Origin of the sequence: Streptomyces sp. MMG1121 (assembly GCF_001280015.1) — a bacterium.
GTDB lineage: Bacteria > Actinomycetota > Actinomycetes > Streptomycetales > Streptomycetaceae > Streptomyces.
Genome location: NZ_LGDV01000224.1, coordinates 1 through 18161, shown reverse-complemented (window position 1 = coordinate 18161; position 18161 = coordinate 1). Strand labels below are relative to the sequence as shown.

Sequence of the window (18161 nt, the reverse complement as noted above, 5' to 3'; positions counted from 1 at the left end):
TGCCCGTCACCCGATCCGCATGACATCTGTCATCCGCCTGTCAGGACCGCCGACACTGCCGCGCGGACGGCCCGCTCGGCGAGCATGGGGGTATGACAACGACTGCGGCACCGGCCACCACCCCGGTGGTCGGCTTCGACCAGGTGACCAAGACATATGGCAGTGTGCGGGCCGTGGACGGACTCTCGCTGACGCTGTACCCCGGCGAGACCGTCGCCCTCCTCGGCCCGAACGGGGCCGGCAAGTCCACCACTCTCGATCTGCTCCTGGGTCTGAAGAACGCCGACAGCGGCACCGTGAACGTCTTCGGCACCAGCCCGCGCGAGGCCATCGTCGCCGGACGCGTCGGCGCCATGCTGCAGAGCGGCGGCCTGATGGACGAGGTCACCGTCGCCGAGCTGGTGAAGCTCGCCTGCTCCCTGCACCCGAAGCCGTACAAGGCCGCCGACGTGATGGCCCGCGCGGGCATCGCGCAGATCGCCGACCGCAAGGTCAACAAGCTCTCCGGCGGCCAGGCCCAGCGCGTCCGGTTCGCCCTCGCCACCGCCGGCGACAGCGACCTGATCATCCTGGACGAGCCGACCACCGGCATGGACGTCTCCGCCCGCCAGGCCTTCTGGGCCACCATGCGGGAACAGGCCGACCAGGGCCGTACGGTCCTCTTCGCCACCCACTACCTCGAAGAGGCCGACGCCATCGCCGACCGGGTCCTCGTGCTGCACCGCGGCCGGCTCCTCGCCGACGGCACCGCCGCCGAGATCAAGGCCAAGGCGGGCGCCCGCCGGATCGCCTTCGACCTCGAGGGCGCCACGGACGAGGCCGCCCTGCGCGCCCTTCCCTTCCTGACCTCGATCGACGTGTCCGGGCAGACCGTCCGCATACAGTCGTCCGACGCCGACGCCACCGTCCACGCCCTGTACGGCCTCGGCGTCTTCCCCCGCAACCTCGAAGTCGCCGGCCTCGGTCTGGAGCAGGCCTTCGTCGCCATCACGGAGGCCGAGGAGGCCAAGCAGTCATGAACGCCCTGATCAAGCTCGAGCTGGCGCGCGCATTCCGCAACAAGAAGTTCCTGTTCTTCTCGGTGCTCTACCCGGCGATCCTCTTCCTGATCATCGCGGGCAACGCCAAGGACGACAAGGTCGACGGCACGGGCCTGACCCTGGCGACCTACATGATGGTCTCCATGGCCTCCTTCGGCGCCCTGACCGCCGTGCTGATGGGCAACAGCGAGCGCATCGCCAAGGAGCGCGAGAGCGGCTGGGTACGGCAGCTGCGGCTGACCCCGCTGCCCGGGCGCGGCTACGTCTTCGCCAAGACCGCCAGCGCCGCCGTGGTGAGCCTGCCGTCGATCGTCGTGGTCTTCGCGGCCGCCGCCGTGATCAAGCACGTACGCCTGGACGCCTGGCAGTGGCTCGCCCTCACCGGGATCATCTGGGCCGGCAGCCTGGTCTTCGCCGCGCTCGGCGTCGCCATCGGCTATGTCGCCTCCGGTGACGCGGTCCGCCCCATCACGATGATCATCTACTTCGGTCTGTCGATCCTCGGCGGACTGTGGATGCCGACCACGACCTTCCCGAAGATCCTCCAGGACATCGCGAAGTGGCTGCCCACGCACGCGTACGCTGCTCTCGGGCGGGCGATCGAGCAGAGCCAGGCCCCGCACGCGACGGACGTAGCCATCCTCGCCGTCTACTTCGTCCTGTTCGCGGGCGGCGCGGCCTGGCTGTACCGGAAGGACACGCTGAAGGCGTGAGCACGATGACGGAAGACCCACAGGCCCGCGAGAAGCGGCCGGAGACGCAGGTGCGGATCGGCCAGGGGACCGGCAACCGGCGCGAGCTGATGGTCAAGGCGCTGTGGATCGGCGTCTGGCTGGTCTTCCTCAGCTCGCCGATCCACGACCTGACCTCGGGCCGGCACACCACGGGCGCCATCGTGGCCGGCGCGCTCGGGCTCACCGCCTTCGTCGTCGCCTACCTGACGCTCGTCTTCCGGAACATGGGCCGGCCCTTCACCCCGCAGGGCGTCCTCTCGCGGCTCGCGGTCATGGTCGTCCTCGCCCCGCTGCTGAACTACACCCTCGGCAACGCCTGGCTCGGGCTCTTCGTCTACGTCTCGGTGGCCTGCGGGGCGACCCTGCCGCTGCGGGCCGCGTACTGGGCGATCCCGGCCACGGCCGTGGTGATGTATCTCGTCGAACGCCACAACGGCGTGTCGGAGTGGGACAACACCCTGCTGCTCGTCCTGCTCATCGGGTTCGCGATGGTCGGCGTGGGCCAACTGGTGCGTACGACCGTCGAGTTGCGCAAGGCGCGGGCCACCGTCGCCCATCTCGCCGCCAACGAGGAGCGCCTGCGCCTCGCCCGCGACCTGCACGACCTGCTCGGCCACTCCCTCTCCCTGATCACGCTGAAGAGCGAGCTGGCCGGCCGGATGCTGCCCGACCACCCCGACAAGGCGGCGCAGCAGGTCGCCGACATCGAGCAGGTCAGCCGGCAGGCGCTGGTCGACGTGCGGGAGGCCGTCACCGGCTACCGGCGTCCCCGGCTCGCCGCCGAACTCGCCGGCACCGAGGTCGCCCTGGCCGCCGCCGGCGTCGCCGCCGAGGTGCCCGCCGAACCCGACCTCGCCGCAGTCCCCGAGGAGGCCGAGTCCGTGCTCGCCTGGGCGCTGCGCGAGGCGGTCACCAACGTGGTCCGGCACAGCGGCGCCGACCGCTGTCTCGTCCAGCTCACCCACCGCCAGACCCTCGACGGTCCGGTCCTCGAACTCTGCGTCGAGGACAACGGATCCGGCGGCGCCGGCAGTGTCCCGGGCAACGGTCTGACCGGCCTCACGGAGCGGCTGGAGAAGGCCGGCGGCAGCCTGGAGGCGGGCCGGGTCAAGCACGGATTCCGGCTCGTCGCCCGCGTGCCCACGGCCCCGACGGGGGACGTAGGATCCGGGGCATGACGAGCACGATCAAGGTCCTGCTGGCCGAGGACCAGTCCATGGTCCGCGAGGCGCTGGCCGCGCTGCTGGGCCTGGAGGACGACATCGAGGTCGTCGCCCAGGTCGCGCGCGGGGACCAGGTGCTGGCCGCCGTCGGCGCGCACGGCGTGGACGTGGCCCTGCTCGACATCGAGATGCCCGGCTGCACCGGCATCGAGGCGGCGGCCCAGGTGCACCGCGCGTTCCCGCGGGTCAAGCTGGTCGTCCTGACGACCTTCGGCCGCCCTGGCTATCTGCGCAGCGCCATGGAGGCGGGCGCCGACGCCTTCCTCGTCAAGGACGCCCCGGCCGCCCAGCTCGCCGAGGCCATCCGCAAGGTGCTGTCCGGCGAGCGGGTCATCGACCCCACCCTCGCCGCCGCCGCGCTCGCGGAGGGTGCCAACCCCCTCACCGAGCGCGAACGCGAGGTGCTGCGCGCGGCGGCCGACGGCTCCACCAACGCCGAGCTGGCCAAGGCCCTGCACCTGTCCCAGGGCACGGTCCGCAACTACCTCTCCACGGCCATCCAGAAGCTGGCGGTACGCAACCGGGCGGAGGCGGTGCGGATAGCCCGGGAGAAGGGCTGGCTGTGAGGGGGCGGGGGCCGTCTCCAGAAGGTCAGTTGAGCATCGACCGAGCCGTGTGGGCCTGCTGCCGTACCTTCCGCGCCGTCGACTCGTCGACGACCTCGATCAGCTCGGCGTAGGCGTCCAGTTCCTCCGCGCCCATGACGAACTCGCCGCGCTGCACCAGTAGTTGGCCCCGCTCATAGCGCAGCCGCGCCGGATGTGCCGGCACCAGCAGCGCCAGCTCCACCGCCCACAGCGCCACGTCCGAGCGCTCGGGACGCGCCGCGGCCCACGCCCGGACGTTGTTCAGGATCCGCTGCACGACCTCCAGCGGCGCCGCCGGCTCCAGCATGGCGGCATCCAGCGGCGCCCCCGTGGCCCCCACCACGAGCAGCTCCGTGTCGGGCCCGGTCAGCACCCGTCCGCCCTCGAACGGATCGGCCAGCACCTGCTCCTCGGCCGCGCCGAACCCCACCACGAAGTGCCCCGGCAGCGCGACCCCGTAGACCGGGGCGCCGGCCCGCCGGGCGACCTCCAGCCACACCACCGACAGCAGGATCGGCAGCCCGCGCCGCCGCCGCAGCACCTCGTGCAGCAGGGAGGACTCCAGCCGCTGGTAGTCGCCGGGCGTCCCGTGGAACCCGTAGCGCTCGCCGAGCAGCCGTCGTACCGCCTCCGCCCACGCGCGCGGGCCGCCCGGCCGGTACGGCAGCTCGCCCGCCAGCCGGTCCAGCTCCAGCTGCGCGGCATCGATCCCGGCCTCGTCCAGCGAGCCGTCCGCCGAGGCGCCGGTCAGCAGGCACAGCGCCGACAGATCCGGCCGCTCGCAGCGCGCCTCCTCGGCGAACCTCAGACGCAGCTCGGCGGACCGCTCCGGCGGTGGCGGATACGGCGGCGGCAGCTGCGGACGACCCATGACCGGCTCAGGCCCTTCCACGGGGTTCGCCCTGCTCGTCCGGCGTCTCGCGCGGCGCGCGGTAGTGGTGGTAGGCGTGGTGGGGTGTGAAGCCCAGCGCGGTGTACAGGGCCCGCGCGTCCTCGTTGTCCGTCTCGACCTGGAGCCAGGCCGCCGACGCGCCCTCGTCCAGGGCCCGCCGGGCCAGCGCGGCCATCACCTCCGTGGCGAGCCCCTGCCGACGCCGGCCGGGGTCCACCTCGACGGCGGCGAACCCGGCCCACCGTCCGTCCACGACACAGCGCCCGATCGCCGCCGGAGCCTTCCCCGCGGCGCCGGGCACGGTCGCGAACCACACCGACGGGCCTGCGCCGAGCACCCGCAGGGCCACCTCGCTCACCCCCTTGCGCTGATACCGGGCGAGCCAGGCCTCGTCCGCCTCCCGGGCGAGGACCACACCCGTGCCCTCGGCCCGGTCCGCGACCGGCGCCAGGGCACCGATCCACACCTCGGCGGACACCTCCCGCACCCAGCCGCGCCGCTCCAGCTCCGCGCACAGCAGCTCCTGCGTGCCCTCGGCGCCGGTGGCGGTCTGGACGTAGGCGGGCAGACCACGCTCGCCGTACCAGCGTCGTACGGCATCCAGGGCCGCGTCGAGAGGAAGCCCCGGATCGCCGAGCGGCAGCACGCTGTTGGCCCGCCGGGTGAACCCGGAGGCCGCCCGCAGCTCCCACTGGCCGAGCCGCTCGCTCTCCACCGGCCGCCAGCCGCGCGAGGCGGCCCGCGCGAGTTCCGGGTAGGAGGCCGCGGGGCCGCGCCGGCGTGCCGGAGCGGCCGGTACGACCTTGCCCGCTACCACGACGGTTTCCGGGATGCGGACACTCTCCCCGTTCCGTCGTGTGATCATGAGCACGCCATCAGTCCATGATGTGAGAACACCCACCGTGTCGGTGAACTTCTCCGATGTTGCTCCAGGGTCGCCCAAGCGCCGTACGGAGACCCGTTTTCCCACGTCAGCAGGGGTAATTCGGACTTCCAGGCGTCCTGTCCACGAGATTTCCACTGGTCAGTTCACCCCTCCTGTTCGGATCATGCTCCGGAACGGAGATACTAGGGGCGGGCATCGACGACGCCGCGCTCCCGCGCGCCAGGCGGCGGAGCCTGAGGAGGCCCGCCAGCGCCCTATCGAGGAGGAACGACAGCGTGACCTACGTCATCGCGCAGCCTTGTGTCGACGTGAAGGACAAGGCGTGCATCGAGGAGTGCCCGGTCGACTGCATCTACGAGGGCCAGCGGTCCTTGTACATCCACCCGGACGAATGCGTCGACTGTGGTGCCTGTGAGCCGGTCTGCCCGGTCGAGGCGATCTTCTACGAGGACGACACTCCGGAGGAGTGGAAGGACTACTACAAGGCGAACGTCGAGTTCTTCGACGAGCTGGGCTCGCCCGGCGGTGCCAGCAAGCTGGGGCTGATCGAGCGCGACCACCCCTTCATCGCCGCGCTGCCGCCGCAGGCTTCCGGCGAGTAATCCCGCAAGCGGCCCGCACCGTCGCCTCGGTCCCGTACGGCTCGATCACCCTGATCACCGCCGCACGGGACCGAGGCGTTTGCCGCACCGTACGAAAGTGAGCCACTGACCGTGTCCACAGTCTCCGACCGCCTGCCGACGTTTCCCTGGGACAAGCTGGAGCCCTACAAGAAGACGGCCGCCGCGCACCCCGGCGGGATCGTCGACCTCTCCGTGGGCACCCCGGTCGACCCGGTGCCCGAGCTGATCCAGAAGGCCCTCGTCGACGCGGCCGACTCCCCGGGCTACCCGACCGTCTGGGGCACGCCGGCGCTGCGCGACGCGATCACCGGCTGGCTGGAGCGCCGTCTCGGCGCCCGCGAGCTCACCCACCGCCATGTCCTGCCGGTGGTCGGCTCCAAGGAACTGGTGGCCTGGCTGCCGACCCAGCTGGGCCTCGGCCCCGGCGACAGGGTGGCCTACCCGCGCCTCGCCTACCCCACGTACGAGGTCGGCGCCCGCCTGGCCCGTGCCGCGTACGAGGCCTACGACGACCCGCGCGACCTCGACCCCGCGGGCCTGAAGCTCCTGTGGCTGAACTCCCCGTCGAACCCGACCGGCAAGGTGCTGTCCAAGGAGGACCTGACGAGCATCGTCGCCTGGGCCCGCGCCCACGGCGTCCTCGTCGTCTCCGACGAGTGCTACCTGGAGCTGGGCTGGGAGGCCGACCCCGTCTCGGTCCTGCACCCGGACGTCAACGGCGGCTCGTACGACGGCATCGTGGCCGTCCACTCCCTCTCGAAGCGCTCGAACCTGGCGGGCTACCGGGCGGCCTTCATCGCCGGTGACCCGGCCGTCCTCGGTCCGCTGCTGGAGATCCGCAAGCACGGCGGCATGATGACCTCCGCGCCGACGCAGGCGGCGGTCGTGGCCGCCCTCGGCGACGACGCGCACGTCCACGAGCAGCGCGAGCGCTACACGGCCCGCCGCGAGGCCCTGCGCACGGCCCTGCTCGGCCACGGCTTCCGCATCGAGCACAGCGAGGCCAGCCTCTACCTGTGGGCCACGAGGGACGAGTCCTGCTGGGACACGGTCGCCCACCTGGCCGACCTGGGCATCCTGGTGGCGCCGGGCGACTTCTACGGCGAGGCGGGCGAGAAGTTCGTCCGCGTGGCGCTGACGGCGACGGACGAGCGGGTCCAGGCGGCGGTTGACCGCCTGAAGCCGGCGCAAGCGTCGTAGCCGTCCCGCAGACGTCGTAACCGTCCCGCAGACACAGAGCGAGGCAGACACAGAACGAGGGGGGTCCAGGGAATTCCCTGGACCCCCCTCGCCTTCGCCGTCGGCTCAGCTGAGCGGAAGCCCCTGAACCGGCAGGTTGGACGTCGGCAGCGCGCCGCCCTTCGTCGCACCGGAGGCGGCGTCCCCGAGGACGCTCCCCGCCGTGGCGCCGACGTCGCCCGCGGCCTTCTGCGCCACCGGCGCGGCCTTCTGCACGGCGCCGCCGCCGGCCTTGCCCGCGGCCGGCACGGCCGTCCCGACGACCTTGCCGCCCGCGTTGCCGGCGAGGGTGGAGACGTTCTGTGCCGCACTGTCGGCGGTGTTGGCGACGTTCGAGGTGTCCAGGGCGGACAGGCCGCTCAGGTTCGGGGCCGCCGCCGGCAGGTTCGTGGCCGCACCGGCGGAGCCGGCCGCACCGACCCCGGCTGCCGCTCCCGCTGCGACAAGCAGCGCGGCACGGGCGATCCGGCGGGTCAGAGGGAGGGACATGATGCTCCATTCGACGGGAGAGAACGGTGTGTGTTCCGGGCTCGTGTCCGGGCTCGGACGCCGTGACTACCGCTCGAAGCCCGCGAAGGTTGCGGACGCCTCTGGTAACGAATGGATAACGCATCGCATTATCGGGTGTGGATAAAAACGGGCAAAGAGCGTCTGCCCGAGATCTCGCAGAATCCTTACGGCCCTTGATTTCCAAGGGTTTCCAGGTTCGGTGCGAAACCGGCTCGCACAACGGGCCGTGCGGCGGCCGTGCAACCCGCCGGAGTGACCTCCCGCACTAGCGTCCGGTCACGATCCGGACGGCTCCCGTGGACTGCTCCGCGCCGGAGGCCCCGTCCGGGGAGGCCGTCCTCCACTGGTCGGCACTGCTCCCGGCGGTCCACTCGAGCCCCCCGTACGACACCCGCTGGATGTGCAGCGCCGAGGAGTTCGCGACCGCCCACTGCGCCAGCTGCCAGCCCCGCTGCCGCTCACCGCGCCCGCTGGCGTCGGTCCGTGTGCCCTGGGGCACCGGAACGGTCACCGTCTGCCCCTGCGCGCTCGCGGTCACGCTCGGCGCCGGGGACGGCGACGGCACCGGGACACCGCCCACCTCCGCACCGGTCTCCTGGAGCGCGTCACGCCCGAAGTCCCGTACCAGCGCGCTGCGCACGGCGTCCGGACCGGTCGTCGTGGCCCCGGGCTGCGGGCGGCCGTCGCAGGTGAGCGTGGCCGCGGCGGTCCCGGTCAGCGCCGCCGCCAGCAGCGTGGCGTCGCTCTCGTGCTTGGCGTACGCCTCCGGGAAGCCGCTGCGCTGCACCCGCTGCGCGGCCACCGTCAGCGGCAGGCCGGTGTAGTCCGGCACCTTCGCCAGATGGGCGTAGAAGATGCCCGCCGCGTACGCCGGGTCCATGATCTGCTGCGCGGTGCCCCAGCCCTGCGAGGGCCGCTGCTGGAACAGGCCCAGCGAATCCCGGTCGCCGTGCTCGATGTTGCGCAGCCCCGACTCCTGGATGGCCGTGGCCAGCGCGATCGTCACGGCCCGCGGGGGCATCCCGCGCCCGGTGCCGACGGCCGCGATCGTCGCCGCGTTCACCGCCTGCTCCGGCGAGAACTCGTACGACGCCCCGTCACCCGCGTCCGACACCACCGTGCAGCCGCGCGCCGCACCGCCTCCGGTGACGTACTGCACCACGAGATAGGCGGCGACACCGCACAGGACCAACAGGGCCGCGCCGAAACGGAGGAGACGGCCGCGACGCTTGGGACGGGTGGGGGACGGCTCTGACACGCGTCCAAGGTACTGGAGTCGTGCCGGGGCCCTTCGGGGGGTCCGGACAGCTGGGCCGACCCGGCGCGAACGGACGGTGAACCGGCGGCTGAGCAGGGCCGTCGCCCCGGCGTCGGCGGTGCCCGCGGCGGGTGGCGCGCTAGGGTCGGGGCATGGCCGACACCACGCTTGACCTCACGCTCGACGCCGCCGCGCTCACCGCGCGACTCGTGGACTTCGCCTCCGAGAGCGGAACCGAGAAGCCGCTCGCGGACGCTATCGAGACCGCCCTGCGCGCCCTGCCGCACCTGACGGTGGACCGCTACGGCAACAACGTGATCGCCCGTACGAACCTGGGCCGCGGCGAGCGCGTCATCCTGGCCGGCCACATCGACACCGTCCCGATCGCGGACAACGTGCCCTCGCGCCTCGACGCCGACGGCGTGCTGTGGGGCTGCGGCACCTGCGACATGAAGTCGGGCGTCGCGGTGCAGCTGCGCATCGCGGCCACGGTCCCCGCCCCCAACCGCGACCTGACCTTCGTCTTCTACGACAACGAGGAGGTCGACGCCGAGCTCAACGGCCTCAAGCACGTCTCGGAGGCCCATCCGGAGTGGCTGGAGGGCGACTTCGCGGTCCTGCTGGAGCCGTCCGACGGCGAGGTCGAGGGCGGCTGCCAGGGCACCCTGCGCGTGCTGCTGAAGACCGCGGGCGAGCGGGCGCACTCGGCGCGCGGCTGGATGGGCTCCAACGCCATCCACGCGGCGTCCCCCATCCTGGCCCGCCTGGCCTCCTACGAGCCCCGCTGGCCGGTCATCGACGGCCTGGAGTACCGCGAGGGCCTGAACGCGGTCCGCGTCTTTGGGGGAGTGGCGGGCAACGTCATCCCCGACGAGTGCGTGGTGACGGTCAACTTCCGCTACGCCCCCGACCGCACCGAGGAGGAGGCGGTCGCGCACGTCCGCGAGGTCTTCGCCGACTGCGGGGTGGCGGAGTTCGTGGTCGACGACCACAGCGGCGGCGCGCTGCCCGGCCTGTCCCACCCGGCCGCGGCGGCCTTCATCGAGGCGGTCGGCGGCACCCCGCAGCCCAAGTACGGCTGGACGGACGTCTCCCGTTTCTCCGCGCTCGGCATCCCCGCCGTCAACTACGGCCCGGGCAACCCGCACTTGGCGCACAAGCGGGACGAGCGGGTGGACACGGCCAAGATCCTCGCGGGCGAGGAGCGGCTGCGGAACTGGCTCACGGCGTAAGGGGCGCGCAGTTCCCGTACGGCGCTGCACGCCGGACATGCTCACTTCCCCCCTCCGTAACCCGAGCCGATCTAGTCTGAGATCGAACTACCGGCAAGCGGAGGGAGCGCACATGGCTACCGGAAACCCCGAGGGGAAGAAGCAGCCGCCGGACGAGCAGCGGCTCGGACCGGTCCTCCGACGGCGGAGTCAGGTGACGGCCAGCACGACCGACCAGCGCCTGCTCGACGCGGGCGGCCCCTCGGACTGGGTCCACACGGACCCCTGGCGGGTGCTCCGTATCCAGTCGGAGTTCATCGAGGGCTTCGGCACACTGGCCGAACTCCCGCCCGCCATCAGCGTGTTCGGCTCGGCACGTACTCCGGTGGACTCACCGGAGTACGACGCGGGGGTGCGGCTCGGGCGGGGCCTGGTGGAGGCGGGCTGGGCCGTGATCACAGGCGGCGGCCCGGGTGCGATGGAGGCGGCCAACAAGGGCGCGTGCGAGGCGGGCGGCATCTCGGTCGGCCTGGGCATCGAGCTGCCCTTCGAACAGGGCCTGAACCCCTACGTCGACATCGGCCTCAACTTCCGCTACTTCTTCGTCCGCAAGATGATGTTCGTGAAGTACGCGCAGGGCTTCGTGGTCCTGCCGGGCGGCCTCGGCACCCTGGACGAACTCTTCGAGGCGCTGACCCTGGTCCAGACCCAGAAGGTCACCCGCTTCCCGATCGTCCTGTTCGGCAGCGAGTACTGGGGCGGCCTGCTCGACTGGCTCCGCAACACCCTGGTCGCCCAGGGCAAGGCCACGGAGAAGGACCTCCTCCTGTTCCACGTCACGGACGAGGTGGACGAAGCGGTGGCCCTGGTCTCCAAGGAGGCGGGTCGCTAACTGCCGACACCGGGGGGCTCCGCCCCCGGCATCCGACCCGTGCCCACCCTCCACCGACCCGGTCGGCCGGAGGGTGGGCACGGGCGGGTCAGGCCAGGCCCCGGCGGGCTACAGCAGGGGGGCGGTGGCCGGCGATCGACGCGGTCATCTCCAGTACCTGTCGGGTCTCGGCCACCTCATGGACCCGGTACACCCGCGCCCCGAGCCATGCCGACACCGCCGTCGTCGCCAACGTACCGATCAACCGTTCCTTCACCGGCCGGTCCAGCGTCTCGCCGACGAAGTCCTTGTTGGACAGCGAGACCAGCACCGGCCAGCCCGTCGCGACCATCTCGGGCAGCCGCCGCGTCGCCTCCAGGCTGTGCCGCGTGTTCTTGCCGAAGTCGTGCCCGGGATCGATCAGCACCGACTCCCGCGGCACCCCCAGCGCGACCGCCCGCTCGGCCAGCCCCAGGGTCACGTCCAGGATGTCGGCCACGACGTCGTCGTACGTCACCCGATGGGGGCGGGTACGCGGCTGCACACCACCCGCGTGCGTGCACACCAGCCCCACCCCGTACCGCGCCGCGACCTCCGCCAGCCCGGGGTCCACCCCGCCCCACGCGTCGTTCAGCAGATCCGCGCCCGCCTCGCACACCGCCTCGCCGACCTCGGCCCGCCAGGTGTCCACGCTGATGATCACGTCCGGGAAGCGCCGCCGTACCTCCGCCACGAAGCCGACCGTCCGCCGTGCCTCCTCCTCGGCCGTGACCTCCTCGCCCGGCCCGGCCTTCACCCCGCCGATGTCGATGATCGCGGCACCCTCGGCCACGGCCTGCTCCACGCGCGCGAGGGCGGGCTCGTCGCGGAAGGTGGCCCCCTGGTCGTAGAAGGAGTCGGGGGTCCGGTTCACGATCGCCATGATCACCGGCTCCTGGGGCCCGAATTCCCGCCTGCCCAGCCTGAGCATCCGCTGTGACCTCTCCTAGTACGTCCCGCAGTACGGCCGCCTGCGACCCTAACTGTCAGACTCGCATGGCACGATCGGACCCTGACAGTTTCAGCGTCCGGCACCGAGCGTGGGGAACCCTGGCAATGGTGATGTTCTTGTTCCTGGTCATCGCGCTGGCCGTCGTGGTCGCCGCGGTGACACTCGCCGTGGTGGGCGGCGGCGAGAGCGGCCCGCTGCCGGAGGTGGCGCCGGAGCGGCTCCAGGACCCGCTGCCCGCGGACCGCCCGGTGGACCGCGCGGACGTGGAGAGCCTCCGCTTCCCGGTGGCCCCGCGCGGCTACCGCATGGCGGACGTCGACGACGCCCTCGGCCGCCTCGCCGCCGAACTCGCCGAGCGGGACTCCCGTATCTCCGATCTGGAATCGGCGCTCGCCGGAGCCCGGGCCGCCGCCGCGCACCCCCGCCAGGACAAGCCCGAGCAGCAGCAGGAGGAGCGGCGATGAGCGACGGAGCAGCCCTCGCAGGGCCCGACGGCGCCCTGCGCTGTCCGTGGGCCCTGTCCACCGAGGACTACGTGTCGTACCACGACGAGGAGTGGGGCCGCCCGGTCCACGGCGACGACGCCCTCTTCGAGCGGATCAGCCTGGAGGCCTTCCAGTCGGGCCTGTCCTGGATCACGATCCTGCGCCGCCGCCCCGGTTTCCGCGCGGCCTTCGCCGGCTTCCGCATCGAGAAGATCGCCGCCTTCACGGACGAGGACCGCGAGCGGCTGCTCGCCGACGCGGGCATCATCCGCAACCGCGCCAAGATCGACGCGACACTCGCCAACGCGCGCGTGCTCGCCGACTGGGCGCAGGGGGAGCTGGACGAGCTGGTCTGGTCCCACGCCCCGGACCCGGGCAGTCGACCGGTTCCCAAGACGCTCGCCGACGTCCCGGCGGTCACTGACGAGTCCACGGCGCTGTCGAAGGCCTTGAAGAAGCGTGGCCTCAGATTCGTGGGCCCGACGACGGCGTACGCCCTGATGCAGGCGTGCGGCCTGGTCAACGACCACTTGCAAGCCTGCGTGGCGAGAGCCGCCCGGTAGGGGCGGCGGGGAGCCGCGCGGGCGACCGCGGCGCACCCGCGGCTCCCCGCGGCGCGTCACCGCCCCGGGTACGACGGACTCAACGTCCCAGATACTTGGGCTTCTCCTTGTTCACGAACGCCTGCACGGCGATCGCGTGGTCCTCGGACCGCCCCGCCCGGGTCTGCAGCTCGTCCTCCTTCGCCAGCGTCTCCACCAGCGAGTGCGACAGCCCGTAGGCCACCGCCTCCTTGATCGCCGCGTAGGCCACCGTCGGCCCCTCGGCCAGCTTCCGCGCCACCTTCTCGGCCTCCGCGCGCAGCTCCGCCGAGGGCACGACCCGGTTGGCGATCCCCAGCTCCAGCGCGTCTTCGGCACTGATGCTGCGCGGGAAGAGCAGCAGGTCGGCGGCGCGGCTCGGGCCGATGACCCGGGGCAGGGTCCAGGAGATGCCGGAGTCGGCGGTCAGCGCGACGCCGGCGAAGGAGGTGTTGAAGGCCGCCGTGTCGGCCACCACCCGGTAGTCCGCGGCGAGCGCGAAGCCGAAGCCGGCCCCGGCCGCGACGCCGTTCACCGCGGCGACCACCGGCTTCGGCGCCCCGGCGAGAGCCGTCACGATCGGGTTGTAGTGCTCCTTGACCGTGCTCATCGTCTGCCCGGCCCCCGTCTCGCGGTCGGCCGCGAGCAGCCCGATGTGCTCCTTGAGGTCCTGGCCCACGCAGAACGCCCGGTCCCCGGCGGCGGTCAGCAGGATCGCTCGTACGGCCGTGTCTGCGGCCGCGGATTCCGCCGCCTCCCGCAGGGCGACCTTGGTCGCGACGTTCAGCGCGTTCATGGCCTCGGGGCGGTTCAGCGTGATCGTCGCGAGTCCGTCGCTCACCTCGTAGAGCACGGTGTCGGCCATGGGACATCCCCTCCGGAGTGCGGGTGACGTACCGCGCGGTACGTCCGTGTGTGAAGGACAGCATGGCGGAGATCGTCGTCCAAGAGCCGGACCGGACGTGTGACCTGCGTCAAAGAAAAACGGAGCGGAGTCGGCCGGTGTGCGTCCGTGCGGTGGCGCAGTATCGCAGTCACATCCCCGAATTGGGTGGTTTTGCTCGCGTGCGTTGCCCAAGCGATGCCGACTGATGTTGGTCATCGGGTCCTGCGATGCGGGATAATGGCTGGGAAGCAATGTGTTCGATGCCGGTGTCGCGTGTCCGTTCCGGAACCGCGGATGCCCTCCGAGGGCTCTCGGCAGACGATGAGCTGGTTTCAGGAAGGGGAACGAGCATGGCGGCCATGAAGCCGCGAACGGGTGATGGCCCGCTCGAGGTGACCAAGGAGGGGCGGGGCATCGTCATGCGCGTTCCGCTCGAAGGCGGCGGTCGACTCGTCGTCGAGCTGACCCCTGACGAGGCCAAGGCGCTCGGCGAAGCCCTTGAGAAGGTCACCGTCTGAGGCGTTAACGATCTTGTCCTCGCGGCTGCCCCGGCATCGTAAGCGGTGTCGGGGCAGCCGTGTTCCTCGGTGCGGACGTGTTCCTCAGCAGCGGGCCGACGGTTCTCCGCGACGGACGGCCGGCCGTTCTCCGCGGCGGTGCACCTGCCGCCGGCTCACCGCTTGACGGCGCACAGCAGTCCGTCGCCCACCGGCAGCAGCGACGGGACCAGCTCCTGGCTCTCGCGCACCGAGCGCAGCAGCTCGCGCAACCGCAGCACCTCCGCCGGCTGCGGCCCCGAGTCGACCGTACGGCCGCCCGCGAAGACGCCCTCGAAGACCACCAGGCCGCCCGGCCGCAACAGGCGCAACGATTCAGCGAGATAGTCCGAGTACTCCTGCCGGTCGCCGTCGCAGAAGACGAGGTCGTAGCCCGCGTCCGCGAGCCGGGGCAGGACGTCCAGGGCGCGGCCCGGGATGAAACGGGCCCGGTTGCTGGCGAAACCGCAGGCGCGGAAGGCCTGGCGGGCGAACTGCTGGTGCTCCGGCTCCGGGTCGACCGTGGTGAGCACCCCGTCCGGGCGCATGCCGTGCAACAGATGAATTCCGGACACCCCGCAGCCGGTGCCGATCTCCGCGACGGCCTTGGCGTCCACGGAGGCGGCGAGCAGTCGCAGCGCGGAACCCGTGCCCGGCGACACCGAGCGCAGCCCTGCCTCGCGGGCCCGGTCACGGGCCCAGTGCAGCGCTTCGTCCTCGGCGACAAAGGCGTCGGCGAACGCCCAGCTCGTCTGCCGGTTGCCGGTAATGACCCTCTCCTGTCCCCGTGGTTGCCTGGGCGTGACTGTATCCGTTGGCGTCGGGAACCCGCAGATGGGACTGGACGTTTACAGGGTTGAGACGGTGCCCGGATGCGCGACGGGGGGTAAGAGGTGGATCAGGACGCCGAGCAACTGCTGACGCAGCCGCATGAGCTGTATCAGCGCGTATCAAATTCTCGTAAAACCGCTTATCCGGAGCTAACGGGCGAGGTGGCTATGGTAGGGGCTCCACTGGACACCACCAGAGCCGACAGGGGAGGTGCGGCTGCGCCCGGGGATCGGGGTGGAGTGCTGCGGCGCTTCCTCGGGTCGGCGGGCAGGCCGAAATCCGTGACCGACACCGCTGCTGACCACCACGCCGCCGGTATCGCCGCCGGCGATGCCCAGACCGCGACCTTCTCCACCGACGCGGACGGGCAGGCGTGGACTCCGCCCACGTGGGAGGAGATCGTCAGCACGCACAGCGCCCGGGTCTACCGGCTGGCGTACCGTCTGACGGGCAACCAGCACGACGCCGAGGACCTCACGCAGGAGGTCTTCGTCCGCGTCTTCCGCTCCCTGTCCACGTACTCGCCGGGCACCTTCGAGGGCTGGCTGCACCGCATCACCACCAACCTCTTCCTGGACATGGTCCGGCGCAAGCAGCGCATCCGCTTCGACGCCCTCGGCGAGGACGCTGCCGAGCGCCTGCCCAGCCGCGAGCCCACCCCGCAGCAGCTCTTCAACGACGCGCACTTCGACGCCGACGTCCAGCAGGCCCTCGACACCCTGGCGCCCGAGTTCCGCGCCGCCGTCGTCCTGTGCGACATCGAGGGACTGTCGTACGAGGAGATCGCCGCGACCCTCGGCGTGAAGCTCGGCACGGTCCGCTCCCGTATCCACCGCGGCCGCTCCCAGCTCCGCAAGGCCCTCGCGCACCGCTCCCCGGAGGCCCGCGCGGCCGAGCGGCGCTCCTTCGTGGCCCGCGTCCCCGCTCTGGGGGGAGGGGGCGCGACCGCGTGAGTGGATCCCGGCCGAAACCTGTCGCGAAGGCGCACCTCGCAGAGCAGCACCTGGGAGACCGGCTCTCCGCCCTGGTGGACGGAGAACTCGGTCATGAGTCGCGTGAGCGGGTCCTCGCCCACCTGGCCACGTGTGCCCGGTGCAAGGCGGAGGCGGACGCCCAGCGCCGTCTGAAGAACGTGTTCGCGGAGGCGGCCCCGCCCCCGCCCTCGGCGAGCCTCCTGGCCCGCCTCCAGGGCCTGCCCGGCGGGGGCGACCTCGGCGGCGACGGCATGTCACCGCCCGGAGACGGACTCTTCGGACGCGCCTCCCGCGACGACATCGCCGGCCCGGCCGAGGGCTCCGGCGCCTCCGTCGCCCTGTCCGGCCTGTCGGGCGCCCCCGGCGTCTTCGGGGTGCGGCGCGGTGAGCGCTTCGCCTTCGGATACGTCCCCGCCCGGCCGCACAGCCCTGTCCCCGCCCCCGTGGACCACGAGCGCGGGTTCCGTATCCATCCCGTCGGCCGCCCGGACGACGGCCGCGCCGCCTCGCGCGGACTGCGGCTCGCGTTCGTCGCCGCCGGCGCGGTGTCGCTGGCCGCGGTCGCCCTCGGCGGCGTCACCACCGCCATCCCGGGCGACACGTCCGCGGACGCCCGCGGGGGTGCCGGCACCGGCAGCAACGTCGTCCCGGCCCGCTCGGCCGGTACGGGAGCGGGCGCGGTCACGCCCGACAGCCAGCGCCGCCGCCCGGTGGGCCCGCTGCTCGCCCAGGGCAGCGCTTTGCTCGGTCAGACCTCGGTGGCACCGACCTCGATGTCCGCGCCACTGGTGCCGGGAGTGCCGTACCCCGGCACCGGTCAGGCCCAGGGCGACATCGTCCGTGGTCTGACCGCGCCGGTGATGACCGGTGCGGCCGCCGTCTCCCCACTGATACGCCCGCTCGACGACACCGTGGCCTACCCGCTCACCGTCTGGTCCACGATCCCTGGAGTGACCGGCTCCGGGCTGTTGTCCGCCCCCGTCCCCACCACCCCCTCTCCGTCGTCCTCCGCAGCGCCCTCGCAGACCCCCTGACCGGCCACTGCGCCGCGGCCCGCGAACCTGGTTGAATCCTGTGAGGGCCGTTCCCGCGGCGATGACCCGGGGGCGTCGTCGACGTTCCGCGTCCGCCGCCGAAGCGCGCGGCCGCGGCCAGCCGTGGGGAGAGCATGAACGAGGGGAACCGTGTCCCGCCGGGGGAGGAGCCGGAGGGACCGGCGCGGCCGACGCCGCACGACCGGACGGACCGCACGGACCGCACGGACGCCGGTGGGCGCGACGTGAAGTCGAGCGACTCCGAGCCGACGGGTATCGAGCCGACGGGCATCGAGGCGACCGACATCGAGGCGACCGACATCGACTCGGCCGACTTCGAGTTGGCGCGGCCGGGGAGCGCGGCCGTGTCGGCTGCGGCCGGACGGACCGGCGCCGACGAGGACAGGTCCGGGACGGACGGGGCCGACCAGGACTTCGAACTGGCCAAACCGGCGTCTGTTCCCGGCGGTGACGCCGAGGCGGGCGCTGCCGCGGTGACCGACGTACCGGCCGTGCCCGGGGAAACCGCCTGGGTGGCTCCCACCGAGCGTCCGAAGCCGCTGCACGACCCGGATCCCTACGGCACCCCGCCGTACGGCAAGCCGGGCCCCTGGGCACCCGCGCCACCTGTCCAGCACCCGGCGGTCACACCGGCGCCGGGAACGCCGGCGCCGCCGGCACCCGCACCCGGCCTCCCCGCACCGGCGCCGACAGCACCGGCCCCCGCCACCCCCACTCCCAGCTCGGAGGTCCCCGCCCTCGGTACTCC

Annotated in this window: 20 protein-coding genes and 1 pseudogene; 14 read left to right on the top strand and 7 right to left on the bottom strand. The window is 72.4% G+C overall.

Features of this window, described 5'->3' with window-relative positions; all coding sequences use genetic code 11:
• Window positions 1-92 precede the first annotated feature (92 nt).
• From ADK64_RS32910 to ADK64_RS32895, 4 genes are read left to right on the top strand one after another with little or no spacing between them, the layout of a single operon-like run.
• Window positions 93-1019 carry an ABC transporter ATP-binding protein gene (locus ADK64_RS32910; RefSeq protein ID WP_053665114.1) on the top strand — a complete coding sequence of 309 codons (927 nt, stop codon included), beginning with the start codon at window positions 93-95 and terminating at the stop codon, window positions 1017-1019.
• Entirely contained in the window at window positions 1016-1753 is a 738-nt protein-coding gene (locus ADK64_RS32905; RefSeq protein WP_053665112.1) for an ABC transporter permease, read from the top strand. Before ADK64_RS32910 ends, ADK64_RS32905 begins: the two co-directional genes overlap by 4 nt.
• 5 nt (window positions 1754-1758) lie before the next feature.
• Entirely contained in the window at window positions 1759-2952 is a 1194-nt protein-coding gene (locus ADK64_RS32900; protein WP_053665151.1) for a sensor histidine kinase, read from the top strand.
• Window positions 2949-3563: a response regulator transcription factor gene (locus ADK64_RS32895; protein ID WP_053665111.1), complete on the top strand. Its 615-nt coding sequence runs from the start codon at window positions 2949-2951 to the stop codon at window positions 3561-3563. Before ADK64_RS32900 ends, ADK64_RS32895 begins: the two co-directional genes overlap by 4 nt.
• Window positions 3564-3588: 25 nt before the next feature.
• On the opposite strand, the gene ADK64_RS32890 is transcribed toward ADK64_RS32895, so the two are convergent.
• Both ADK64_RS32890 and ADK64_RS32885 read right to left on the bottom strand, forming a co-directional pair.
• Complete coding sequence (locus ADK64_RS32890; RefSeq protein WP_053665108.1) at window positions 3589-4455, bottom strand: transglutaminase-like domain-containing protein; 867 nt, start codon at window positions 4453-4455, stop codon at window positions 3589-3591.
• A gap of 7 nt (window positions 4456-4462) precedes the next feature.
• The gene (locus ADK64_RS32885) at window positions 4463-5497 is read right to left on the bottom strand and encodes a GNAT family N-acetyltransferase (RefSeq protein ID WP_078992994.1); all 1035 of its coding nucleotides are present in this window, start codon (window positions 5495-5497) and stop codon (window positions 4463-4465) included.
• A gap of 140 nt (window positions 5498-5637) precedes the next feature.
• Between ADK64_RS32885 and fdxA the strand changes: the two genes are divergently transcribed.
• On the top strand, window positions 5638-5964 hold the full coding sequence (gene fdxA, locus ADK64_RS32880; RefSeq protein ID WP_053665104.1) for a ferredoxin: 327 nt from the start codon (window positions 5638-5640) through the stop codon (window positions 5962-5964).
• 111 nt (window positions 5965-6075) lie between these two features.
• The gene (locus tag ADK64_RS32875; protein ID WP_053665102.1) at window positions 6076-7185 is read left to right on the top strand and encodes a bifunctional succinyldiaminopimelate transaminase/glutamate-prephenate aminotransferase; all 1110 of its coding nucleotides are present in this window, start codon (window positions 6076-6078) and stop codon (window positions 7183-7185) included.
• Between the two features lie 105 nt (window positions 7186-7290).
• Here the strand turns inward: ADK64_RS32875 and ADK64_RS32870 are convergent, their stop codons facing one another.
• A complete protein-coding gene (locus ADK64_RS32870) occupies window positions 7291-7713 on the bottom strand; it encodes a hypothetical protein (RefSeq protein ID WP_053665100.1) in 423 nt (140 codons plus the stop codon).
• Window positions 7714-7999: 286 nt separating this feature from the next.
• The gene (locus tag ADK64_RS32865; protein WP_199829773.1) at window positions 8000-8992 is read right to left on the bottom strand and encodes a heavy metal transporter; all 993 of its coding nucleotides are present in this window, start codon (window positions 8990-8992) and stop codon (window positions 8000-8002) included.
• 152 nt (window positions 8993-9144) lie between these two features.
• Between ADK64_RS32865 and dapE the strand changes: the two genes are divergently transcribed.
• Complete coding sequence (dapE, locus tag ADK64_RS32860) at window positions 9145-10224, top strand: succinyl-diaminopimelate desuccinylase (RefSeq protein ID WP_053665098.1); 1080 nt, start codon at window positions 9145-9147, stop codon at window positions 10222-10224.
• 112 nt (window positions 10225-10336) lie between these two features.
• The gene (locus ADK64_RS32855; protein WP_053665096.1) at window positions 10337-11095 is read left to right on the top strand and encodes a TIGR00730 family Rossman fold protein; all 759 of its coding nucleotides are present in this window, start codon (window positions 10337-10339) and stop codon (window positions 11093-11095) included.
• 88 nt (window positions 11096-11183) lie between these two features.
• Here the strand turns inward: ADK64_RS32855 and folP are convergent, their stop codons facing one another.
• Window positions 11184-12044 carry a dihydropteroate synthase gene (folP, locus tag ADK64_RS32850; RefSeq protein WP_053665094.1) on the bottom strand — a complete coding sequence of 287 codons (861 nt, stop codon included), beginning with the start codon at window positions 12042-12044 and terminating at the stop codon, window positions 11184-11186.
• Window positions 12045-12169: 125 nt separating this feature from the next.
• On the opposite strand from folP, the gene ADK64_RS32845 reads away from it, so the two are divergent.
• On the top strand, window positions 12170-12529 hold the full coding sequence (locus tag ADK64_RS32845; protein ID WP_053665091.1) for a DivIVA domain-containing protein: 360 nt from the start codon (window positions 12170-12172) through the stop codon (window positions 12527-12529).
• Complete coding sequence (locus tag ADK64_RS32840; protein WP_053665089.1) at window positions 12526-13113, top strand: DNA-3-methyladenine glycosylase I; 588 nt, start codon at window positions 12526-12528, stop codon at window positions 13111-13113. Before ADK64_RS32845 ends, ADK64_RS32840 begins: the two co-directional genes overlap by 4 nt.
• Window positions 13114-13192: 79 nt before the next feature.
• Here the strand turns inward: ADK64_RS32840 and ADK64_RS32835 are convergent, their stop codons facing one another.
• Window positions 13193-13996: an enoyl-CoA hydratase/isomerase family protein gene (locus tag ADK64_RS32835; RefSeq protein ID WP_053665087.1), complete on the bottom strand. Its 804-nt coding sequence runs from the start codon at window positions 13994-13996 to the stop codon at window positions 13193-13195.
• 371 nt (window positions 13997-14367) lie between these two features.
• Here ADK64_RS32835 and ADK64_RS43895 point away from each other — a divergent pair, with 371 nt between their 5' ends.
• Window positions 14368-14535, top strand: a complete 168-nt coding sequence (locus ADK64_RS43895; protein WP_003985072.1) for a DUF3117 domain-containing protein — start codon at window positions 14368-14370, stop codon at window positions 14533-14535.
• Window positions 14536-14690: 155 nt separating this feature from the next.
• Here the strand turns inward: ADK64_RS43895 and ADK64_RS32830 are convergent, their stop codons facing one another.
• Window positions 14691-15389: an O-methyltransferase gene (locus ADK64_RS32830; RefSeq protein WP_078992992.1), complete on the bottom strand. Its 699-nt coding sequence runs from the start codon at window positions 15387-15389 to the stop codon at window positions 14691-14693.
• A 234-nt stretch (window positions 15390-15623) separates the two neighbouring features.
• Between ADK64_RS32830 and sigE the strand changes: the two genes are divergently transcribed.
• The 3 genes and pseudogenes from sigE to ADK64_RS47830 form a co-directional block, all read left to right on the top strand.
• Entirely contained in the window at window positions 15624-16337 is a 714-nt protein-coding gene (sigE, locus tag ADK64_RS32825) for an RNA polymerase sigma factor SigE (protein WP_053665083.1), read from the top strand.
• Window positions 16334-17392 carry a zf-HC2 domain-containing protein gene (locus ADK64_RS32820; RefSeq protein WP_078992991.1) on the top strand — a complete coding sequence of 353 codons (1059 nt, stop codon included), beginning with the start codon at window positions 16334-16336 and terminating at the stop codon, window positions 17390-17392. The genes sigE and ADK64_RS32820 overlap by 4 nt, the downstream gene beginning before the upstream one ends.
• Before the next feature lie 134 nt (window positions 17393-17526).
• A pseudogene (locus ADK64_RS47830) lies at window positions 17527-18161 on the top strand (protease); the annotation flags it as partial.

Bases quoted from the DNA above. Each gene is read 5' to 3' on its own strand.
- ADK64_RS32910 (WP_053665114.1), top strand. From the start codon at position 93: ATGACAACGACTGCGGCACCGGCCACCACCCCGGTGGTCGGCTTCGAC.
- ADK64_RS32905 (WP_053665112.1), top strand. From the start codon at position 1,016: ATGAACGCCCTGATCAAGCTCGAGCTGGCGCGCGCATTCCGCAACAAG.
- ADK64_RS32900 (WP_053665151.1), top strand. From the start codon at position 1,759: ATGACGGAAGACCCACAGGCCCGCGAGAAGCGGCCGGAGACGCAGGTG.
- ADK64_RS32895 (WP_053665111.1), top strand. From the start codon at position 2,949: ATGACGAGCACGATCAAGGTCCTGCTGGCCGAGGACCAGTCCATGGTC.
- ADK64_RS32890 (WP_053665108.1), bottom strand. From the start codon at position 4,455: ATGGGTCGTCCGCAGCTGCCGCCGCCGTATCCGCCACCGCCGGAGCGG.
- ADK64_RS32870 (WP_053665100.1), bottom strand. From the start codon at position 7,713: ATGTCCCTCCCTCTGACCCGCCGGATCGCCCGTGCCGCGCTGCTTGTC.
- dapE (WP_053665098.1), top strand. From the start codon at position 9,145: ATGGCCGACACCACGCTTGACCTCACGCTCGACGCCGCCGCGCTCACC.
- ADK64_RS32855 (WP_053665096.1), top strand. From the start codon at position 10,337: ATGGCTACCGGAAACCCCGAGGGGAAGAAGCAGCCGCCGGACGAGCAG.
- folP (WP_053665094.1), bottom strand. From the start codon at position 12,044: ATGCTCAGGCTGGGCAGGCGGGAATTCGGGCCCCAGGAGCCGGTGATC.
- ADK64_RS32845 (WP_053665091.1), top strand. From the start codon at position 12,170: ATGGTGATGTTCTTGTTCCTGGTCATCGCGCTGGCCGTCGTGGTCGCC.
- ADK64_RS32840 (WP_053665089.1), top strand. From the start codon at position 12,526: ATGAGCGACGGAGCAGCCCTCGCAGGGCCCGACGGCGCCCTGCGCTGT.
- ADK64_RS32835 (WP_053665087.1), bottom strand. From the start codon at position 13,996: ATGGCCGACACCGTGCTCTACGAGGTGAGCGACGGACTCGCGACGATC.
- ADK64_RS43895 (WP_003985072.1), top strand. From the start codon at position 14,368: ATGGCGGCCATGAAGCCGCGAACGGGTGATGGCCCGCTCGAGGTGACC.